At 35.9% G+C, this 21469-nt stretch carries 18 protein-coding genes, 1 tRNA gene and 1 pseudogene; 9 read left to right on the top strand and 11 right to left on the bottom strand.

What is annotated here, in order from left to right; genetic code table 11:
• A pseudogene (locus ACFIKJ_RS04435) lies at positions 1 to 465 on the top strand (late control protein); the annotation flags it as partial.
• A gap of 541 nt (positions 466 to 1006) precedes the next feature.
• On the opposite strand, the gene ACFIKJ_RS04440 reads toward ACFIKJ_RS04435, so the two are convergent.
• Positions 1007 to 1083: transfer RNA gene (locus tag ACFIKJ_RS04440), tRNA-Met, on the bottom strand.
• 163 nt (positions 1084 to 1246) lie between these two features.
• On the opposite strand from ACFIKJ_RS04440, the gene ACFIKJ_RS04445 reads away from it, so the two are divergent.
• Together ACFIKJ_RS04445 and ACFIKJ_RS04450 are read left to right on the top strand one after the other, a co-directional pair.
• The gene (locus ACFIKJ_RS04445; protein ID WP_015856681.1) at positions 1247 to 2203 is read left to right on the top strand and encodes a Gfo/Idh/MocA family protein; all 957 of its coding nucleotides are present in this window, start codon (positions 1247 to 1249) and stop codon (positions 2201 to 2203) included.
• A gap of 49 nt (positions 2204 to 2252) precedes the next feature.
• Positions 2253 to 3371: a DegT/DnrJ/EryC1/StrS family aminotransferase gene (locus ACFIKJ_RS04450; RefSeq protein WP_375670297.1), complete on the top strand. Its 1119-nt coding sequence runs from the start codon at positions 2253 to 2255 to the stop codon at positions 3369 to 3371.
• A gap of 326 nt (positions 3372 to 3697) precedes the next feature.
• On the opposite strand, the gene ACFIKJ_RS04455 is transcribed toward ACFIKJ_RS04450, so the two are convergent.
• From ACFIKJ_RS04455 to ACFIKJ_RS04465, 3 genes are read right to left on the bottom strand one after another with little or no spacing between them, the layout of a single operon-like run.
• Positions 3698 to 3964: a hypothetical protein gene (locus tag ACFIKJ_RS04455; protein ID WP_375626198.1), complete on the bottom strand. Its 267-nt coding sequence runs from the start codon at positions 3962 to 3964 to the stop codon at positions 3698 to 3700.
• Positions 3954 to 4334, bottom strand: a complete 381-nt coding sequence (locus ACFIKJ_RS04460) for a hypothetical protein (protein ID WP_375627013.1) — start codon at positions 4332 to 4334, stop codon at positions 3954 to 3956. The genes ACFIKJ_RS04455 and ACFIKJ_RS04460 overlap by 11 nt, the downstream gene beginning before the upstream one ends.
• Positions 4335 to 4362: 28 nt before the next feature.
• Entirely contained in the window at positions 4363 to 4959 is a 597-nt protein-coding gene (locus tag ACFIKJ_RS04465; protein WP_375626194.1) for a DUF1134 domain-containing protein, read from the bottom strand.
• Positions 4960 to 5175: 216 nt separating this feature from the next.
• Between ACFIKJ_RS04465 and chpT the strand changes: the two genes are divergently transcribed.
• Entirely contained in the window at positions 5176 to 5814 is a 639-nt protein-coding gene (gene chpT, locus ACFIKJ_RS04470; RefSeq protein WP_015856678.1) for a histidine phosphotransferase ChpT, read from the top strand.
• Positions 5815 to 6038: 224 nt separating this feature from the next.
• Here the strand turns inward: chpT and ctrA are convergent, their stop codons facing one another.
• Positions 6039 to 6740, bottom strand: a complete 702-nt coding sequence (gene ctrA / locus ACFIKJ_RS04475) for a response regulator transcription factor CtrA (RefSeq protein ID WP_015856677.1) — start codon at positions 6738 to 6740, stop codon at positions 6039 to 6041.
• 566 nt (positions 6741 to 7306) lie between these two features.
• Between ctrA and ACFIKJ_RS04480 the strand changes: the two genes are divergently transcribed.
• Complete coding sequence (locus tag ACFIKJ_RS04480; RefSeq protein WP_375626192.1) at positions 7307 to 7693, top strand: flagellar export protein FliJ; 387 nt, start codon at positions 7307 to 7309, stop codon at positions 7691 to 7693.
• 146 nt (positions 7694 to 7839) lie between these two features.
• Here the strand turns inward: ACFIKJ_RS04480 and ACFIKJ_RS04485 are convergent, their stop codons facing one another.
• Positions 7840 to 8115, bottom strand: a complete 276-nt coding sequence (locus ACFIKJ_RS04485) for a DUF1153 domain-containing protein (protein WP_015856675.1) — start codon at positions 8113 to 8115, stop codon at positions 7840 to 7842.
• 387 nt (positions 8116 to 8502) lie between these two features.
• Between ACFIKJ_RS04485 and mnmA the strand changes: the two genes are divergently transcribed.
• On the top strand, positions 8503 to 9714 hold the full coding sequence (mnmA, locus tag ACFIKJ_RS04490; RefSeq protein WP_375670298.1) for a tRNA 2-thiouridine(34) synthase MnmA: 1212 nt from the start codon (positions 8503 to 8505) through the stop codon (positions 9712 to 9714).
• A gap of 295 nt (positions 9715 to 10009) precedes the next feature.
• Here mnmA and ACFIKJ_RS04495 read toward each other — a convergent pair whose 3' ends face one another.
• A complete protein-coding gene (locus ACFIKJ_RS04495; protein WP_375627021.1) occupies positions 10010 to 10819 on the bottom strand; it encodes a TrmH family RNA methyltransferase in 810 nt (269 codons plus the stop codon).
• 755 nt (positions 10820 to 11574) lie between these two features.
• On the opposite strand from ACFIKJ_RS04495, the gene ACFIKJ_RS04500 reads away from it, so the two are divergent.
• Positions 11575 to 12483, top strand: a complete 909-nt coding sequence (locus ACFIKJ_RS04500) for a cation diffusion facilitator family transporter (protein ID WP_375626185.1) — start codon at positions 11575 to 11577, stop codon at positions 12481 to 12483.
• A 1175-nt stretch (positions 12484 to 13658) separates the two neighbouring features.
• On the opposite strand, the gene ACFIKJ_RS04505 is transcribed toward ACFIKJ_RS04500, so the two are convergent.
• Positions 13659 to 14495 carry a DUF1460 domain-containing protein gene (locus ACFIKJ_RS04505; protein ID WP_375626183.1) on the bottom strand — a complete coding sequence of 279 codons (837 nt, stop codon included), beginning with the start codon at positions 14493 to 14495 and terminating at the stop codon, positions 13659 to 13661.
• Between the two features lie 754 nt (positions 14496 to 15249).
• Between ACFIKJ_RS04505 and ACFIKJ_RS04510 the strand changes: the two genes are divergently transcribed.
• Positions 15250 to 16470: an MFS transporter gene (locus ACFIKJ_RS04510; protein WP_375626181.1), complete on the top strand. Its 1221-nt coding sequence runs from the start codon at positions 15250 to 15252 to the stop codon at positions 16468 to 16470.
• A gap of 497 nt (positions 16471 to 16967) precedes the next feature.
• On the opposite strand, the gene carA is transcribed toward ACFIKJ_RS04510, so the two are convergent.
• Positions 16968 to 18164 carry a glutamine-hydrolyzing carbamoyl-phosphate synthase small subunit gene (gene carA / locus ACFIKJ_RS04515; RefSeq protein WP_375626180.1) on the bottom strand — a complete coding sequence of 399 codons (1197 nt, stop codon included), beginning with the start codon at positions 18162 to 18164 and terminating at the stop codon, positions 16968 to 16970.
• Positions 18165 to 18422: 258 nt separating this feature from the next.
• Here carA and ACFIKJ_RS04520 point away from each other — a divergent pair, with 258 nt between their 5' ends.
• A complete protein-coding gene (locus ACFIKJ_RS04520; protein ID WP_375626178.1) occupies positions 18423 to 18875 on the top strand; it encodes a GatB/YqeY domain-containing protein in 453 nt (150 codons plus the stop codon).
• A gap of 666 nt (positions 18876 to 19541) precedes the next feature.
• Here ACFIKJ_RS04520 and ubiC read toward each other — a convergent pair.
• Both ubiC and ACFIKJ_RS04530 read right to left on the bottom strand, forming a co-directional pair.
• Positions 19542 to 20048, bottom strand: coding sequence for a chorismate lyase (gene ubiC, locus ACFIKJ_RS04525; protein ID WP_375626176.1), 507 nt, complete (start codon positions 20046 to 20048; stop codon positions 19542 to 19544).
• Between the two features lie 1078 nt (positions 20049 to 21126).
• On the bottom strand, positions 21127 to 21378 hold the full coding sequence (locus ACFIKJ_RS04530; protein ID WP_375626175.1) for a GlsB/YeaQ/YmgE family stress response membrane protein: 252 nt from the start codon (positions 21376 to 21378) through the stop codon (positions 21127 to 21129).
• Positions 21379 to 21469: the final 91 nt, after the last annotated feature.

Consider the following 21469-nt stretch of genomic DNA (forward strand, 5'->3'; position numbering starts at 1 on the left):
TTAAGCGGTGACAATTTACCAGCACTCGACATCCATAAACACGACTGTTCCAACTGGGAATTTACCCTAGAGCCACGTACGCAATATGGCACCATTGAAGCTTCTTATTTTGATCGCTCAAAAGGGCAGCAATGCCGCATTAAGCATCAGACAGGGGTTAGCGGTCCCGTGCGGCGTTTGCGGACTTGTTACACTTGTGAGGAGGAAGCACGAGCTGCTGCTGCTTCCGAGTCGGACAGGTTGTGTCGTGCTGTGGGCAGTGGTTCTTTGACCCTTGAGGGGCGACCAGAAATCATGGCGGATCAACCTCTGCTTCTTCAAGGGTTTCGTGGGCAAATCAATGGGCCATGGAAAGCTTCCACTGTCACCCACTGCTATGAAAAACAAAGCGGATACACCACAGAAATCACCTTTGAGGCACCAAACAAGGGAAAAGAGGCAGGAGAAAAGAAAACCTCTGAGTGACAAAAAATCAAAGGGTCAACTTGACCCTTTGATCGGTGTTGAAGAGTATTGAGACCAAAATCAAAAGTTCGCACTTTGGTGTGGAGGTAAGGAATAGGTGCAACTTGCACCAATTGCTAAAACGAGAAATAGGATCAAGTTGATCCAATTGCATGAGTACAGCAATAGGGTAATGTTTACCCAATTCCTCAAAGGAGCAATGGTGCAAACATTGCACAATTGCAGACTGAAGAGCAATTTGGTCAAGTTGACCGAATTGCTTAAACGCTTTTCTTTTTAATGATGTCCTGAATAATGTGCTTAGGATACAGAAAAATTATCAGTCAATTTGATTGATCATCTCAAATTGTGATTTTGAGCAGAAAAGAAAAAGAGGCTTTAAATGATCTTTGAAAGGTCTTTGAAGATCCTTTGAGAACCACTTTAAAACTCTTTGAAAAAAAATAAATTGGTACAAAACCTAGTGGCAAAATATACAAAACCTGCTGGCAAGCTACATACAAGCTACACCGCTGGCAAGCTACAACAACAAAAAAAGTAATGGTAGCGGAGGAGGGATTTGAACCCCCGACACAAGGATTATGATTCCTCTGCTCTAACCTACTGAGCTACTCCGCCAAAATAAGCAATCATAATTGTAAAGAATTACATCTTTTGCGGATATAAGGGGTAGAATAGTAAGATGTCAAGCATCGTTTTTAAGCTTTTCTCTTGTCATTCTATTTTATCCTCGATATGTAAAAGTGTAATTTTATATGATAAAGTAGGGTAAGGCATGAAAATGGTGCCACGTGTAGCGGTTTTAGGATGCGGTCATTGGGGTGAAAATCATATACGAACACTCCATTCTCTCGGGGCTTTGGCAGCAGTCTCTGATATTGATAATGATCGTGCTGCTAGTTTTGCAACGATGTATGGTGTAGAGCTTGTTACACCAGATGATCTTTTTACGCATCGAGATATTGATGCGCTGGTATTAGCATTGCCGCCACAATTGCATACGCAAAATGTGCTCCGTGCTGTTAAAAATGGTAAAGATGTTTTAGTGGAAAAACCAATAGCCTTGAATGTTTCTGATGCTAAACGCCAAGTTCAGGAGGCTGAGGCTTATGAGCGAGTTTTTATGGTAGGCCATATTTTACGTTTTCATCCGGCTTTTGAAAAAATGTGTGAATTGGTGAAAAACGGAGAAGTGGGAGATGTGCGATATATTTATTCTCATAGATTAGGCTTTGGAAAATTTCACACACACAGCGATGCTTTATGGGATCTTGCGCCTCATGATCTCTCAATGATTTTGGCGTTGACAGGATGTGAACCTTCCGAAATTCGCGGTGAGGGGGCTGCTGTCGTTGATCAGATTTCTGATTTTTCTCATATTCATATGACTTTTCCAAATGGTGTGCGTAGTCATCTTTTTACTTCACGCTTGAGTTCTTATCGTGAGAGACGTTTAACTGTTGTTGGAACAAAGGCTATGCTCGTTTTTGATGATATGGAACCGTGGAGCCGTAAATTGGCAATGCACCATTTTGCCGTTTGGAAAGAAAATCAAGAGTGGGCTTTTAGCATGGATGAGCTGAATTATATTGATGTTTGTGAAGATTTGCCGCTTACTTGCGAATTACGGCACTTTCTTCATTGTATTGAAACGCGTCAATCACCTCGTACAAATGGTGATGATGCTATTGCGGTTTTACGGATTTTAACAGCTGCTGGTGTCAATTATGATAGATAAAAGAGATAGGTAGCGCTTTTGCATTCTTGTGATGATCAATGGAGTTAATATGCAATTCATCGACCTTGGGGCGCAGCGTGCGCGTATTGAAGATAAAATTAATTCTGCAATTGCACATGTTGTCGCTAGTGGTAAGTATATTTTGGGGCCAGAAGTAACAGAATTTGAAGAGAAATTGGCAGAATATCTTGGTGTTAAACATGTGATTGCATGTGCTAATGGAACAGATGCTTTGAAGATGCCTCTTATGGCTAAAAATATTGGTCCAGGGGATGCTGTGTTTTGTCCTAGTTTTACATTTTCAGCAACGGCTGAAGTGGTTGCTTTGGTGGGGGCTAAGCCTGTTTTTGTTGATGTTTTACCTGATACATTCAATATTGATGTTGAAAAACTTTCTCACGCTATCGAAATGGTAAAAAAAGAGGGACGTCTAAGGCCAAAGGCTATTATTGCCGTTGATTTATTTGGTCTTTCTGCTGACTATGTGCAAATTGCTCAAGTGGCAGCAAAGGAAAATCTTTTTGTAATTGAAGATGCTGCTCAATCTATGGGTGGAAGAAGCGGTAATACTATGTGCGGTGCTTTTGGTGATGTGGCTGCTACAAGTTTTTATCCTGCAAAACCATTAGGATGTTATGGCGATGGAGGCGCTATGATGACCAATGATGATCATTTTGCAGAACTTTTACGCTCTATTTTGTTTCATGGTAAAGGTGAAACGCAATATGACAATGTACGTATTGGTATGAATTCGCGCCTAGATAGCATTCAGGCTGCAATTTTACTAGAAAAGTTTGCGATCTTTGAAGATGAAATGGAAAAGCGTGTAGAAATTGCTCAACGCTATTCCAATGGCTTAAGAGATGTTGTTACAGTTCCAGAAATAGGAGAAAATATTCGTTCTGCTTATGCACAATATACGATTAAGGTAAAAGAACGTGATAAATTAAAAGATTTTTTACAAAAAAATTCTATCCCTACAATGATTTATTATAAAACTCCTTTACATCAACAGCCAGCTTATAAACACTTTCCTTATGTAAAAGATTCCCTTTCTGTTTCAGAATCTTTAGGAGAGTGTGTTTTAAGTTTACCAATGCATCCTTACTTGACACAAACGGATCAGGATATGATTATCCAAAAAATAAGAGATTTTTATCACTTTTGAGAGCGTATTTTTATCCTTAAAATTATGGTCAAAGCTCTATTGTTGACTCATCTTAGAAGGTACCTTTTGTTAGAGTGTGTGACCAATGTTTTTGGTATTATTTGCTTTCTAGGACCTATGAAATGTTGTCCTTTAGGGCGGTGATATGATTAGCAAGTGGAATCTGCTAGACAAGAAGATGCTTTTTAACAGAACGGTATGGGTTAAGAAACTTTGTCCTTTAGCTTAGCAAGAAAGTCACGTTTAATAAAAAGGATTTGGGTTATGAAAGTTATAATGAACCTTTGTTGATTTTACTCTTCATTCAAGGTGTTTTAAAAGATAACTTATTTAACGGGGTTTTGGGAGAGACAAGTGATTTTTTTGCGAATACGTGATGCTAGGTCATTTTTGCTTTTCGATTTTTGAATCAATGTATTGATGGGTGATGTGTTTCCCTCTTGTAGCGCTATTTGAGCTGCCAATGTTGCTGCAAGTTCTTTTGTTTCTTCACGGAGTTCTTCCAGCAATTGATGGTTAGCAGTCGTGTCAAGCTGATAAGTTTGGATTTTTTGTAAACGTTGCTGATAGTGTGCGATTTTTTCACGCATCATTTTTCTTTCCTTTGAAAGTTGTGGCGATATTTTGTTTGATTGCTATCGCTTCTTTAGTGAGAGTGTCTTGTGTGGGGAGGCATAGCCGATAAAATTGTTCTGTTATTTGGCTCAGTTGTACTTTTTGTTGGGCGTATTTTTTTTGCAAAAATTCGTACTTTTGTTGGTTGTTTGCTAATTCTACAGCATGTTGTGCACGAAGAAAATCGTGATTTGCTTCTATTTCCGCGAGTGATAATGGCATTTGCGCACAAACATCTTTATACGCAAAATGAACGGCTTTACGCCAAATAAAAGGAGACAAAAGTACCAGTACCCAAGAAGTGAAAGCAACTCCAAGAATAAAAAAAATAAACGATTGAATAAGCATAATACCCCTATTTCAAATAAGAATACGTTTAAAACGGATTCCATGTCGGTCTAGGTGTTAATTTTAAATATCCTATATTGATACCAAGGCGTGCACCGATCCCTGTACGTATTGGGATTAACAAGGTATTATGGTATTTGAGGACATGAAAACCAACACCTGCAATTAAATAGGCCGAACCTGAAATACCACCATAGCGTTTCCATAAATTATTTATGCTATTAAGGTTGTAAACTAAGATCATTAAACGGGAGCCTTGGCCGCCAAAATCCCATCCTACTGAGGGACCTTGCCAAAAAACTTTATGTTGACCATAGCTTTTGGTAAAAACTCTTCCTTCACCATAGGTTAATCCAGCAAAAAAGGCACCAGAAGCTTCTTCTCCTAAAATATAGGCATTGGGATAACCGTATTGTGAAAAAATATTTTGAATTGCAACAGCCAGACCACTGGCTGTTTTTCCAAAAAAAAGATGCCCAGAATCAATAATTTCTTGGAGTGAATAATGGGGTTCGTTTTGCTCTATTGGTTGTAGTTGAGCATGTGCAGTGTTTATGGTGATGAATAAAAGGAAGATTAAAGATATAATATTTTTGTACCAGTATTTGAGCAGAGAGAGAGCCATGAAGTTTTCTCCTTTTATTAGTGATAAACAAAAAGATAATATTAGAATTTTCATTCTATTCAAATAAAAAATAAGATATAAGGTTATTTAAATTCTTGAATTTATTTCTGAATTTCTTTTAGCATGATTGTTAATGTTTCCTATTATGCATCAGATATTAAGAGTTTTTCTTTAAAATAAAGTTTGTTTTTTTGAATCTAGGAGTTTTCAATCATTATGACGTTAGATATTTCTTTGAATCCTACGGATCTTGCTGCTTTGCTTTGTAGTCGTATTTGCCATGATTTGATCTCACCTGTGGGGGCTATTCAAAATGCAATGGAGCTTTATGATGAAGGAGGAGCTGAAGAAGATGCTTTACAATTGGTGCGTTTATCCGTTGCGAGTGCTGCTGCACGTCTACAATTTGCGCGATTGGCTTTTGGTTTTGCTGGTGCAAGTGGAGGACAAATAGATACACGGGCTGCAGAGCAGGTTGCTCAACAATATATGAAAGAAGAAAAAGCAACTTTAAAATGGCAAGCTTCTTCTTTATTGTTACCAAAAGATGAAGTTAAACTTTTGCTTAATTTATTATTGATTGCAAACGCAACAGTTTCTCGTGGTGGTGAAATTGTTGTTATGATTTTGCAAGAAGAAAATAAACGTTCTTTTCGATTTGAGGTTTTCGGTAAAACTCTCCGTATACCCCCTCATTTTCTTGCGTTATTTCGTGGAGAAGTTCAAGAAGAGCTTATTGATGCACATGTCATCCAATTTTATTACACAATGTTACTTTCTCAGATGACAGAGATGAAAATAAATATTGATGAAAATGATCATTGTATTGTTTTAGAAAGTGTAAAAAAGCTTTGAATAAGAGAGAAGCGCTTAAGCCGTGTTGGGAAAAGTGGCTTCGATTGAACATATGAGCAATAGAGTTATATGTGTAAATGCTGTATAGTTACTTATTAAGCTTTAAGCGCTTTCTATATGAGAATTTTTGGTGTGCGAGTTTTCTACTTTTAACAGAGAACAGATTTTGGGAAAAAATCTCGGCCCGCCACACTCCGAGATTTTACAAAGTGCATGTTCACTGCTTAAGCGGTTTTTCGTACGTTCTCTTCAACTGGATCACGTAATACATAACCGCGTCCCCAAACTGTATCAATGTAATTTACACTAGAAGAGACTGCTTCCAATTTTTTCCGCAATTTACAGATAAAAACATCGATAATCTTTAGTTCTGGTTCATCCATTCCACCATAGAGATGATTGAGAAACATTTCCTTAGTAAGGGTGGTACCTTTACGTAAAGAGAGAAGCTCTAGCATTTGATACTCTTTTCCGGTTAAATGAACGGGGCGCCCTGCAACTTCGACGGTTTTTGCATCAAGGTTGACAGTGAGATCACCGGTAACAATAACCGATTGTGCATGTCCTTTAGAGCGACGAACAACTGCATGGATACGTGCAATGAGCTCATCCTTATGAAAAGGCTTTGTCATATAGTCGTCAGCTCCAAAGCCAAAACCACGGACCTTGTCTTCAATGGCATTCATACCAGAAAGGATCAGGACAGGAGTTTTTATTTTTGCCAACCTTAGAGTCCGCAAGACATCATACCCTGACATATCGGGCAAATTCAGATCAAGCAAAATGATATCATAATCATAGAGTTTTCCTAAATCGATACCTTCTTCACCCAGATCAGTGATATAAACATTAAAGTTAGCTGACTTTAACATTAACTCAATGCTTTGAGTAACTGCTCTATCATCTTCAATTAATAATACGCGCATTTTAGATCCCTCACTTCGCTCCTTCACGAATCATAAGGAGCATTTCTATTTTATAATCAGTTAGCAAAACCACTGTTATAAAAACAATTCATGAAATCAAACACTTATAACAAAGTGTTTATGAATATTTCAGTAGTACGCGTAACAATCACTACTAAATTCCCCACTATCCATGATAGTGGTTAACAAAATATTTTTATTTTTGAAAGAGGCTGCAAAATTATTTTAGAAAAATCGCATATTTTTTTAACATAATAAAAAAAGAAGGGCTTTTTTTATAAACTTTAACTTAAAAAAATTTGTAAAAGAGCATTATAAATTACTTTTTTACAATTTCAGTGTTTGTTTACTGAGCTTTAAATCTCTTCATTTTATAATGGGGGGAAAAGTAAAGAAATAGTTATTGCTCTTTAAAGCAGATTGTATGTTCAGATGCTTTAATGAAAGGCGAAAATTGTTATAATTTCAAGTCAATAGACTGTTTTTGTCGGATAGACATATAACTAAAAGATATTTATTGGGTGTGAATGCGAGTTTTGAGTTGGCGCAATCAAGGAGTAGTGAGTATGAAGCCACGAGAAAATATGGTGCGATTGAGGATGTTTCAAGTGCGTGGAAAACGCCGTGAAATTGCACAGCTTGAGATGATGATCGCAGAGTTTGAACGAATGGTGTTAGAGCTGGAAGCACAAATTACTCATGAAGAACGTAAATCTGGAAACAATGATGTTCACCATTTTGCTTATTCTGCTTTTGCGCGTGCAGCGCGGCAAAGACGTGATAATCTGATCAATTCAATTCGTGATTTACAGCTTCAAAAAACAAACGCTGAAATTGCTCTCCATGAAGCTAATACAGAGCTGCAACGTGCACAGCTTTTGGAAGCACGGGAAAAGAAGATTGCTGCGGGTGGTGAGGATATTTTGATTCAATCTAATTCAATGGTTGGCTAATTCAATGGTTGGATGATAAAAGCAATTATTGAAAAATCTATTCTTTCAGATTTATCTTTTGGGTATAGTGTAAAACAGCCAAATTTTTATCAAATTTGGCTGTTTTACAAGTTTCTTTATGTTATCGAATCGTCATCAAGGGCAACTTAATGCCTGTAGTTTTGAATCTTGGTCGTTCGTAATCCCGCTAAACCGTGTTCATCGATCAAACTTTGCCATGAAAGAAATTCTTCTACAGTCAAAGTATAACGTTGGCACGCTTCGTCAAGACTTAACAATCCACCTCTGACAGCCGCAACAACTTCAGCTTTGCGACGAATCACCCAGCGTCGTGTTGTTTGCGGCGGTAGGTCGGCAATTGTAAGCGGACTTCCATCTGGCCCAATAACATATTTCATTTGTGTTTTTATCAAATTGGTCATTCGTATCCTCTACCTTTAGTCAAGGACTTGATTCGTTTATAGAGCATGAAATTTAAAAAAGAGCTAAACGCGCTGAAAGAAAAAATTAATAAAGTGATTGAGCACGTAAAAGAAACTTAAGTGAAGTGTGTAGAAGAGCTTCTTGCAATATTTTACCAGATTTTAAAAAGAGCAAAAAGGTTTTCTCCCAAACGATTGCCATTATGCCTTATTTCGATCATTCTTTTTTTGTTTGCAGCAGCTTTTAAGAAAGTAATGCCTATGGTTGTGGAAAAGATAAAAAAACAATATAAAGACAATCAATCGTGTAAAAGTGCTGAAGAGCGTACATCAAAATGTTAACATATGAGTAGACATTAAACAGAGCATTAAATAGAGAATGAATACATGTTTTTAAACAGTCTTGATTTACCAGGACAACCTGAGGATTCTCGCATTGTTGTTGCAATGTCGGGAGGGGTTGATTCATCGGTTGTTGCAGGTCTTTTGAAAAAGGAAGGGTATAATGTTATTGGCATTACGTTGCAGCTTTATGATCATGGGGCAGCGACGCATCGGGTGGGGGCGTGTTGTGCAGGACAAGATATTGAGGATGCACGCCGCGTTGCAGAAACATTAGGAATACCGCATTATGTTCTTGATTATGAAAAGCGTTTTCGCGAAGCTGTTATTGATCCTTTTGCAGAAAGCTATGCGCATGGAGAGACACCAGTACCATGTATTGCGTGTAATCAAACGGTTAAGTTTGCTGATTTATTAGCAACGGCACGCGAATTGGGGGCAGATGCTTTGGCTACGGGACATTATATTCGTTCCCGTTCCCACGGAGCGCATCGAGCACTCTTTCGTCCTCTCGATAATGATCGTGATCAGAGTTATTTTCTCTTCGCAACGACACAAGAACAGATTGATTATTTGCGTTTTCCACTTGGTGACCTTCCAAAAACCCGCGTTCGTGAAATGGCAGCAGAAATGGGCTTTGTGGTTGCCAATAAGCATGATAGTCAGGATATTTGTTTTGTTCCACAAGGAAAATATTCAGATGTTATCGCAAAACTGCGTCCAGAAGCAGCTAATCCTGGCGTTATTGTCCATATTGATGGAAAGATCTTAGGTAAACATTCGGGAATTGTTAATTATACGGTTGGTCAACGTCGTGGTATTGGAGTATCAACGGGTGAAGCGCTTTATGTGGTTTATCTCGATGTGGAAAATGCACGTGTTATTGTTGGACCGCGTGAAATGTTAGAAACACATAAGCTTTTTTTACGTGATGTGAATTGGCTTGGTGATGAGTCGTTAGATAATTTTCCTTCTCAAGGTATTGAGGTAGCTGTAAAGGTGCGTTCAACGCGTCCTCCTCATCTTGCGCGCTTACATTATAAAGAAGGTATTTTTTCCGTTGATTTATTGGAATGTGAAAATGGTGTTGCACCAGGGCAAGCTTGCGTTCTTTATGATGGAAATGATCATGAGGCGCGTATTCTTGGGGGAGGATTTGTAACACATTCAGAACGTGCGGCCGATACTGAAATGATGTTGAAGCGCGTTTTATGTAATCTCGAAACAAAAGATTCTGTTTCCTCTGAACTAAAATAACAGCTTCATAAAAAATAGTCAGTTGATTTATAATGATAATTTTAACCTTAAACTTAAACTTGAATGAGAGACTTCCGGAAGATTTTATCATTGAAAGTTTTTAAATGATTGGATCCATCAAAATTATGTCTTCTGCACGTCATGAGCGGGGTTAGGGTGCGGAAAGCATCGATAAGAAAAATATAAAAATGTTTTTTAATTAATGCTTTCAAATGCTAGGGAACAGCAACATTATTGGGACTGATAGATAACATACAACATCGGATATGTTTTACAACTTAAAGTGTTATCATCTTTAGTGGTCAAAGTTGGTAAAATGGGCAAGTGCAATACCTGAGGCTGTGGCAACATTAAGGCTGTCAAAACCGTCAGTCATGGGAATACGTAAGGTTTTTGATTGTTGTAGTATATGGGGTGGTAAGCCATCGCCTTCTGTTCCAAAAATAAGTGCCATTCTTTTAGTTTTGTTGGCTTGCTTGAGAGTGTGTGAAGCAGAAGGGGAGAGTGCATAAAAATGAAAGTTTTCATCGTTTAGAGCAGCTATAATGTCATTTATATCAGCGTTTTGCGTATAGGGTACTTTTAAAGCAGCGCCGGCAGAAACTCTTATTGATTTACGATAAAGTGGATCGCATGAGGTTTTGTCGACAATAATACCATTACTGGCAAAGGCTGCTGCATTACGAAAAATTGATCCCATATTATCGTGATTCGAGATACCACATAAAACAAGAATCAAAGCTTTTTCTGGAAGATGTTGTAGAAAACTTTGTAAAGATGGCAGTATTTTGCGTTTACCAATACCCAAGACACCACGATGAACATGGAAGCCGGTGATATTATCCATGACTTTTTGTGGAACGCAATAAATGGGACATAGAGGCTGTGTTTTTTCTAAAAGCGGTAGAAGTCCAGAGAGACGGTTTTCTACGATGAGCAGTGAGATGGCAGAAAACTCTTTCGAGTGCAGTAATGCGGACAATGTTACTTTGCCTTCAGCAATAAATTGATGTTGCCGTCCAACAAGATCTTTTTCACGGATATTATGATAGGCTTTTAGGCGTGGATCATCGGTTTCATTGATTGTTATGATATTCAAATGCATGAGAGATTTTTAGTGCTTTTTTCTTATGATTTCCAGATGTTAGAATTTATTTTATTTTAACAAAGAGAGAAAAAAACATTATTTTAAAACTTATGGTAGAATTTGTGTTGACAATATGCAACCATAGGTATAGTATAAAAATACTGATACGGAATCATATATTTTTTCTCGTATCGGGTGCAGTGTCTTGGGTCCCCGCTATTTCCCAAGTTCTGTATGCCCTTAATTTCTAAGGGAAAAGAATCTGGGTCCCCAATGCCCAGATTCTTTTTTTTGGGGTAATCATTGTTCTTCTTTTTTATATCTCAATTTTTTAGTAAATCATATTTTAAAATGCGGTTGACCTCTGAGGTTACAGTAGAGTGCTAAGATATTTTTTCTAAGTTGCAAAGATGGCTTATGATGCACATTATAAGACTGAAAAATAATGCATGATCATGGTATATTTGAGTAAAAACAAGTTTTTTGTTTATGAGATGTGAGATGGCTTTAAGTTATTCAGAAAACGATTAGTAATGAAGGTGATGTGTTTGATTGCTTTTGGGAAAGCTCTTTGTTTATTCTGTTCCTCTCTTCTTCCTTTATTGATTCTGTTCGTGTAACTGAGCAGTTTTTACGATAATAATGTGAGCTTGAAGCGTTTATTGTATGCTGAAGCTTCTGTAATATTGAGGAAATATTGTCGATATGCCAAAAGTATAATTATATGGTTGAAAATATTAATCCCTTATTTCGTGAAGAAAAGGATGAGGTTCATGGATGTAAAAATCAATATACAAAGCTTAACTTTATACTCTATTTTTATTGCGTGTATTGTTTTTGCTTTGAAATATTGGGCATATCACATCACAGATTCGGTTGCACTTTATTCTGATGCATTGGAATCAATAGTTAATATTCTTGCGTCATTTGCAGCATGGTGGGCTGTTAAAGTGAGTATGAAGCCAGCGGATCAGGATCATCCCTTTGGGCATCATAAAGCAGAATATTTTTCCGCCATTCTTGAAGGGATACTCATTATTATTGCGGCAATTGTTATTTTAAGAGAAGCATGGATAGCTCTTTCTACCGTTCAATTATTGCAGAAGCCTGGAGTATGGCTTGTTATTCATCTTATTGCAACTGTCATAAATTGTATGTGGGGAATGGTTCTTATTTGGCAGGGAAAACACCATCGCTCACCGGCTCTTAAAGCGGATGGAGTGCATTTTATAACGGATGTTTTTACTTCGCTTGCAATTTTAATTGGTCTGATTGCTGGTTTTATCGGGGGATGGGGAATTTTAGATCCAATTTTAGCGATAATCGTTGCCGTTAATATTCTCTTACAGGGCTGGAAGGTGATTAGAAATGCTGTTCAGGGATTAATGGACGTTGGCGTTGAATTGAATGAAAGCATGCGGATTCGGGAGCTGATTTCTGCAAATGCATCGGGTGCGCTTGAGGTCCATGATTTACGGACGCGTGTTGCTGGGAGGGTTACTTTTATAGAGTTTCATTTGGTTGTGCCTGCTATAATGCAGGTAGGAGAAGCACATAAAATTTGTGATAAAATCGAAGGTGTTCTTCAACAAGAATTTGATAATGTACGTATTTCTATTCATGTCGAGCCTGAAGATGAGGCAAAATTGCCTCCCGGTACAACGGTGATCCCTTTTATATAAAAAGATTTTTTCAAATTGTCTGCTATGTTATGGGGACTATTTTTTATGATGGGGCGATTCATACCTCTCGAAAATACAGTGAATCTCTTTCGTTGATTTAATTTTTGCATTAATCAATTATAAAAGGTTAAACAGAGTATTTAAGGCAAGATTTATTCTATTTCGTTAAAACACTGTTATTTAAGGTTGGGTATATAAAATTTGATCTATTAAGTGTTTTTAGAGTGTGGAGTAAATATTCAAAATAGGGCTTGCTGGTGTATCCTTGTGTAAGTGAATCTCATGAAATGGTTAGCCGCTTAAATTCACTTAAGAGAACGGATTGTTTACAGACTGTCAGGAGTAGATGTTTCGTTTCTTAGGGCGAGGAGGAATGAAGCTTTCGTCATAAGTTTAATGATAAATTTTATATAAAAGTTATGAGTAGAATTTTAAAGTTTGTGATCATAGATTAATCATCATTATTGTTGCTAATAAATGTGTTGTTTTACCGATAAAATGTGTTCTGTTTTAAATGTTCTTTATTGCATGAAGGATAGGGGACACATTAAAGAATGATGCTAAAGATAGATACTGGTTTTTAATTGATGCCTTCATATTTTCATTTCAATCTAGCATCAAAAATTTTACAATGACGCGTACAGTACTGGTGCATTCTAATCATAAATATGCTGCTACATCAGGGTTATTTTAATGTATAGACAACAAGAAAACGCAAAGACTTTATGAGGAAAATAATGCTATAAGGTCAAAAATTTATACGCAATAAATTAGAGAGATAGATCGAATTTTTATAAAATACTTTATGAGATAAAAAAAACATATCTGGCGTTACTTTTACTTATTTTTACAAACGTTTATCTATGTCTTTTGCGCTATATTCGTAAAGATCAGATTAGTGATAATCTATAGATAATTCTTGGTTGAGAATATAAAAGGAAAGCGTGATACTAAAATAGAGTTTTGCCTGTCTTTATTGTTCAACCAGTAAAAGTGATCACAAATCCGTGATTTTTTACATACCTGTAAACAAAGTTAGATCAAAACGACTTTTTCTCTAAAAACTGTAAAAATATATTGTATCCGTATAGCTTGAACGAAGTTAGATGTTTACCTGAATAACTACAGTATATATTTTAAGAATAGAGAAGATATTTCATATCACTATGATGTTATTAAAGAGCTCTTAAAACAATGATTCCTGGTGTTTTTGCAACATAATCCATAAAAGGAGAATCAACGACTTTTTCGTTTTCTTTTCGTGAAGAAGCATTTCTTAACATTGGCCCTTTATCTGTCATGATAAAGAAGCCCACATGTGTTACATCCAATCCAGCAAGTTTCGTATAAATACCAATAAAATCACCAGACTGTAAACGACCTACAACCTCCTCATTAATAAAGTTACTTGGGATATACGTTATCGTGCGTTTCACAACTGGCAACCCAGGTAGATAGTTTTCACCATCAGCTTTTTTGTTGAGATATTTTTCTATTTTTACCGCATGGGGACTTATTTCAGCGGTAATATCAGTGGCGAGTTTATATTCTCTATAAGCCCAGTCTGTAAAAAAATGTTTGCGATTTAAAAAATGAATATTACCGTTAATATAACGCGTTTTTATGACGTTATTTATGAATTCTGTTTGGGATGTTGATTTGCGTAATGCTTCAACATAATCCAGATAAGTGAAGCAATCTAAGCCTCTAAAATCAATAATCAGTTTTTCTGGTGTCTTTTCTGAGCCATGTAACATATTTGCTTGGTAAGGTGTCCCTAAAAAAGCTTCAGAAAGAAAGTCAATTAGTGTCCCTTTTTCCTGATAATTTGTTTCTGAACGTTTTTTGAGAAGAGCATTTAGTTTATTTAGAGTATAAGGATCTAGTTTTATGTTGTTTGTTTGTTGTGTTTTTATTTTATTTCCTAAAATACTCTCTTGTGAATCAGAATCCTGAACATCATATCCTGTTACCAATATTAAAATGAGAACTAATAGAGATATTTTTCGCATTCTATACACCATTTTTGCATTAACAATTCATGACTAACTATTTCTAAAAGTGCTATTTTTTAAATGCGTATCACGATCATTATTAGATTTAACAGTAGCATATAATCATTAAGAGCATCAATGAATATAAAGATATAATCATGGTTTTTAAGGTTACACAAATTTCAAGCGATATGAATAGTTTCTAAGATTATAGAATTAAAGAATATTTCTCTATAATATACTTATTTTTTAAATAAAATGATTGTCAGATAAATACTTTTAAAAATATGATGAGCTTTTGCATTGTTAAGCTATTTGGGTGATGCTGCTTTAATCTTATAGCACATTCTGAGGGTAAGAAAATTCTTTAAGAGCTTATCTTTTAAAAGGTTTCAATTGCTATAGGATATCTAACGTATCAAATGGAATTGAGATTCCTGAAAACGGTGGTATGAGAAGGGGAAATGATGTCTGATAAAATTCATCATAATGTCTCTAAAACTATTGGAAATGCTCTGTGTTTCATGAAATTTTGTTTATGAGTTGGTCGCACAAATATTTTATTCGTATAATGCAAAAAAATATTTTTATGCTTTGACAATGATATACTAATTAAAACGTAATTTTATATTTTTATCTTGACTCTTACTTAAATTTTTACTTTGCTATTATTTTATATATGACAAGTATATGGTATAGAATACTTTTAAAAGGAAAAGGGAGTAAAAAGATAGCGGGGGAGTAATTGTATGCGTAAAATAGTGTGTATGTTATGCAAGACCAAATGCTCAATCCGAATTTTGTTCAGCGTGGGCTCGTTTTAGTGTTCATCACTTTATTGTTAGATATTCTTGGCATTGCGATTATTTGTCCTGTTTTGCCTGAATATTTTTCTCAATTAACTGGAAAAGATGTCAGTACATCTTTTGTAGAAAGAGGAAAATTACTTGCAGCTTATTCAGTGATGCAGTTTTTGTTTGCTCCTGTTATTGGCAATCTCTCTGATCGTTATGGTCGTCGTCCTATTTTGCTGCTCTCTATTATCTGCTTTGCTCTTGATAATCTCATATGTGCCATAGCATGGAGTTATTCTATGTTATTTATCGGGCGTCTTTTGTCAGGGATGAGTGGTGCTAGTTTTGCAACTTGTACAGCTTATCTTGCGGATATATCCGATGATAAAACCCGTACACGCAATTTTGGTCTGTTAGGCGTTGCATCCGCATTGGGGTTTATTTTAGGATCGTTTATTGGTGGTTTTTTAGGTCAGTTTGGTCCGCGTATACCGTTTTATTTTGCTGCTGGTTTTTCACTCATTAATTTTATTTTTGCTTGGCTTATGCTTCCAGAAACTCTTTCTCTGTGGAATAGGCGCTTTTTTGATATTAAGCGGGCAAATCCCTTAGGTGCTTTTTGGCACCTGAAACAATATCCGATGGTTCTTTGGGTGTTATTGGTCTTTTTTCTTTATTGGTTTGCGGAATCTGTATGGTTAAGTATTTGGGCTTTCATTGCAAAAGAACGCTATGATTGGAGTTCTTTTTCTATTGGGCTCTCCTATAGTGTTTTTGGGATAGGCCAATTTATTGTAGTCGCTCTCATTTTGCCTTATTTTTCTAAACGATGGAGTGATTGGCATATTGTTATAGTGGGGCTTTTGTTTGCCTCCGTTGCTATGCTAGGCTATACATTCGCAACGCAGGGGTGGATGGTTTATATGGTTTGTGCGTGTACAATGCTTGAATATCTTGTTCATGCACCTATACGTGCTATTGCTTCAGCGCAGGTGCCAACAAATGTACAAGGAGAACTGCAAGGAGCGATGACATCTGTTATTTCGTTAAGTTTAATATTTGGTTCTGTTTTTTATGTGTTTCTTTTTGAATGTTTTACAGATAAAAATGCACAGTTTTATTTTTCTGGTGCCCCTTTTGTTGGAGGCTTTTTTCTTCTTGTCGTTGCAACAGTTATTTTTGCCTTGCGGGTACGTTAATTTTTTGAGAGGGGCTGGTACGTACTATTTTGCTAGAGAATGCACAAGATAAACAAAATGTATCATTTTATAGGCAGAAAGTTTTTTGTGATATTTGTTTCACAAAGTGTTGTATAGAATATCGATACATTCTTCTCATTTAGTGCAAATAATTTTTTTATTCTTTAATAGGAATTACGCTTCTCATGCAAAATAGAATGCTTAGAATTGTATTGTGAATCCAATACTTATTTGAAGGTTAGGCACTTTACTCTTTTTAAAAATGGTTTTTATCGACACACTTATCTTGCTTAGGGGGAAGCCAATGATTTTGATGAATACAATTCTAAGAGGAGAGGTCATGAGAAAAATTCAAGTTATTCAGTGCTCTCATCTTAGTTGCAAAATGATAAATAATAACACTTATTCAATAAGTTGTAGGTATACAAATAATATATTTGTGTATGGGAAGATGATATAATTTAAAGGAGAGAAGCTAGAAAGTGAGATATTTTATTTTAAGATATTTTTTTATAATTCATAATGAGATCACAGAAATGCTGAAAGAGGTAGTGGCTATCTTGTGGTCCAGGAGAAGCTTCGGGGTGATATTGAACAGAAAAAACTGGTTTTCCAATGATTCGAATACCACAGTTTGAACCATCAAAGAGAGAAATATGTGTTTCTTGTACATGTTGTGGTAAAGAGGCAGAATCTACGGCGAAACCGTGATTCATCGATACAATCTCAACTTTTCCAGTGTTGAGGTCTTTAACTGGGTGGTTGGCACCATGATGTCCTTGGTGCATTTTCACGGTTTTTGCACCAACCGTAAGAGCGAGAAGTTGGTGACCAAGACATATTCCAAAAATTGGTAAATTATGATCAATTAATGTTTTGATCGTTGGAACGGCATATTGAGCCGTAGCTGCGGGGTCCCCTGGTCCATTAGAAAGAAAAACGCCATCAGGGTTCATTGCTAGAATTTCTTTTGCAGTTGTGTGGGCAGGCACAACAGTAATGCGTGCTTTTTGTGTTGCCATAAGGCGAAGAATATTGCGTTTAATACCATAGTCAATTGCAATGATATGAAGATTATGCACATTATTTGTACTGTATCCTTTGTTCCAGCTCCATGGTTTTTCATCCCATTGCATTGATGATTGAGATGTCACATCTTTCGTAAGGTCAAGATTGACGAGACCGTGCCATTTTTGCGCACGTTTCTTTAAAGAAGGAATATCAAAATTTCCATTAGAATCATGTGCAATGACAGCATTTTGCGCACCTTTTTCACGAATAAGAATTGTGAGCGCACGTGTATCAATACCACAAAGTGCAATAATTTTATGCGTTTTAAGCCATTGATGAAGATTTTCATTGGCACGATAATTTGAGGGATGTGTAATGTCTGCCTTGAAAATAGCGCCAACAGCACCATGACAATCGAGAGGAGAGAGAGCTTCAATATCTTCACTATTTGCCCCTACATTTCCTATATGAGGAAAAGTAAAATTAACGATTTGTTGTGTGTATGACGGGTCTGTGAGGATTTCTTCATAGCCTGTGATGGCGGTGTTAAAACACACTTCAGCTTCAGCAATACCTGTAGCACCTGCTCCTTTGCCTTCAATAACGGTTCCATCAGCTAAGACTAAGAGGGCTGTAGGTTTTTTGATACTCCAAGGGTGGCTGGGTGAAGTCGTTTGTATCATAGTATGTATCCACAATTTATTCTCTGAAAGGTATAATGATCAACTTTACACAAAAATCATACCTTTAACAGATGCTGTGTATATTATTCTGGTAATGTTTCGCTTGAAATAGGCAGTATAAGTACATTCCATGAAGAGGTAAAGTCTTGTTTTAGCTTTTCGAAGATCGAGTCCTTAATTATTTTTTTATCCTCCATTGCAAGATGGATAAAGATTGGTTAAAAGGCGCTTTCTTCTTGAACAAAATTGGATAAATTTATGTTGCGTAACCAGATTGATGGGGCTCTTAGGGCTGCTTTGAAAGCGCAAGATAGTGCGCGTCTTGCTACACTCCGTTTAATGAATGCTGCAGTTAGGGATCGTGATATTCTTTATTATGATCAAGGGAAGTTAGAAGTGGATGATCAGCAGATACAGTCTGTTTTCACTAAAATGCTTCAACAGCGTGAAGAATTGATGCGAGTCCATAAAGAGTCTGGTTGCTTGGAATTGGCAGAGAGAGGACAAGCAGAAATAGAAGTTATTCGTGAGTTTCTTCCCTATCAACTTAAGGAGATGGAAGTAGAACAGGTCCTTTGTGAAGCTTTGGTACAAACAAAAGCTGAAAAATTACGCGATATCGGTAAGGTGATGGCATGGCTTAAGGAACGGTATGCAGGGCAAATGAATTTTTCTAAAGTGTGCAATAGTCTTCGTAAAAAATTGCAATAGATCTTATTAATTCAAGGGGATTGGAAAATATTTTTTATTGTGCTTCGCCTTTGTAAGTCAGTAGGATGTTGATAAATGTCATTTATCTTTTACATACATACTATTATCAAAAAAATATTTTTTTGAAATAAACGAATCTTTTTTGGAGCTCATAGAGCAATAAAAACATCTTTTATGTATTATATTTTACTGTTCTTCAAAGCTGTTAGATCATTAACAAAACAAAAAAATTATAGAGTTTCTACTTTTAAAAAAAAGATCTATTGTCTGCACTATTAAAAATTTTAAAATAGGATGATTAAGCTAATTGATACAGATTTCCAATTTTGGGGAGTGTGTTGTTGTCTTTTTTGCTGTTTCAAAGCATTTTTTTGATAAAGAGTTGCCGTATTTTTTAGAGTGCTGATTATTCGGCAAGAAATTTAAATGTAGATGATGTATATCTTCTTAATTCAAGCGCTGGTTTTAATGATAAGAAAATTAGAACGTTAAACGTTTTTTCTATAGAAGACATTTTTAAGCTGAGTTGATGAAATGAAAAGATATTTTGAAAATAACTCTTTGTTTGTAATGTGTTTTGAGATGATTTTGAAATTCTTTTCTCTGATTAAATCCCTTATAAGCTATATAAAATCTATAAATTATGCAGAATAAAATGAGTAACCTTTATTGGTGGGGATACAGCGGTGAATCTGTTAAAAATAGTTCAGTTAGCAACAATGGCTTACCCGTTAACCGCAAACGGGAACGGCGTGCCCATAGCACATCTTGTTGACCAATATGAATGTAATCGCGGGTTAATTGGTCATGGTTAAATAAATAATGTCCTAGAGGTACAGTTCCCAAATGCATCAAGGCTTGATTGTGTAGGAGGGTTTCTTGTGGAATTACAGTGCGTCCAAGGAGCCAAGGTTTATTATCTCCCATCAATATGATTTCACGTAGCCAATAACGCGCACTTTCGGGGAGATGCTCTGCTTCGTCTGTTAATTTATCTCGCGTAATAAAACATTCGCGTTGTGGTTGAATTTGGAGGCAGGTACAATATTTCTTTAATCGAAGCGTCATAGAGCCAGATTCCATGAGCCAATTGCGAATGTTTTCTGGTATTGGAGGATTTTGATTAGAGAGCCACTTTAGAGGCGGTAAGATGGAATCTTGAAGATCAGACATCGTTTTACTCCACAGCTAAAGTCTTATTCCATATGTTATGTTGGGTTAAGTAGATAGCTCTATTGTAATACAAGGAGTATAAAAGCAGCAAGATTTTAACAGGAAGATATCAAAGGGAAAGTCGAAAGAAAAGGTCTTTAAAAGAAGATATGCGGGAATTATATATTATAGGATTATTTTCATTAAAAAAGCAAAATAAGGTATTATGTTTTATCCAAGGCGCTTTCACAATGCGTTAGGGAAATTTCTTTATCGCATGAGCAATGGGAAAAATGTTTTGTGCTTTAAAATTCGTTTGTAACGCATATAAAAAGTCATCTATGTAAGATGATATAAAGAGAAAATTTAAAGAGAAATAAAACTTTATTTTATACTTTAGAAAGTGAAGAGATATTCAACCCTTTTGAATTGAGATGTAAAGGAGATCGTATTCTTTATAGTCAATAATTTTATAGTAAGGCATATATTTTTGAAAACTTAAAAATAGATTATATTATTGAAATTGTAATAAATTACTTCATATTAAAGAGTGTTTAGTCTTTTATAATAAATTTATATTAATATGTATTTATAATATATCTATTTTATTTCATAGATTAGAAAAAATCTCTTTATCATTTTTTGCTTACCTTCTCTGTTTATTTCTTAAGAACGCAAAAGAGCTCTTCGAGTTTTTCGGTAAAAAGGTATTGTTGATGAAGTGTATAGGCGTTAAGTGCTATGCGGTAGAATCTTTAATCATCGTTAGTGATTTTTGTAACCTTACGGATTGTTATTACAGTGAGATGAGCTAGATTTGCGCGTACGGTACGAAAATAAGTTCGTATTTCGTTAAAATAACGCAACATATCTTTCCTGATATGCGTAACTTTATATAGGTATGAAATGGTGCGTTATAAAGATCTTTACTGCATTTCGTTTTAAAATACGGTGATGGTGTATACCCAAAATCGCAGCTTAAGCATCTCACCATCATATCAAAACTGGTGACAACGAGCTCCAGGGAAATATTTCAAACTTTTCTAGTTGTTTCCCAGTTTTTTATTAAATCCCAAAAGGTGTAAAAAAAATAAACGCTCTATGATCGAATTTTTTGTCCTACCCATATAAGAATGCAGGCTCCTATAAAACCTGAAATAAGATAGCCAAGCCAACCAGCAAAACTTACACCTAAAAGACTAAAAAGAAAGCTTGCTAGCGCAGCGCCAATAATCCCTAAGATAATATTTAACAATATTCCTGTTTGGCTTTTCATAATATACTGGGCAGCCCAACCTGCAATTCCGCCGATAATAATAGCTGCAATCCAACCGATGTTTGCATCTTCCATGATACCCTCCTTTGCCTGAACTTAAATTGTAACTAGAGTAAACTTTATAAAAATCAAGATTTATCCCTTTTTTATCCAGTGGAAAGGATAT

The organism is Bartonella sp. PS7NMGDW (genome assembly GCF_042193585.1).
GTDB lineage: Bacteria > Pseudomonadota > Alphaproteobacteria > Rhizobiales > Rhizobiaceae > Bartonella > Bartonella grahamii.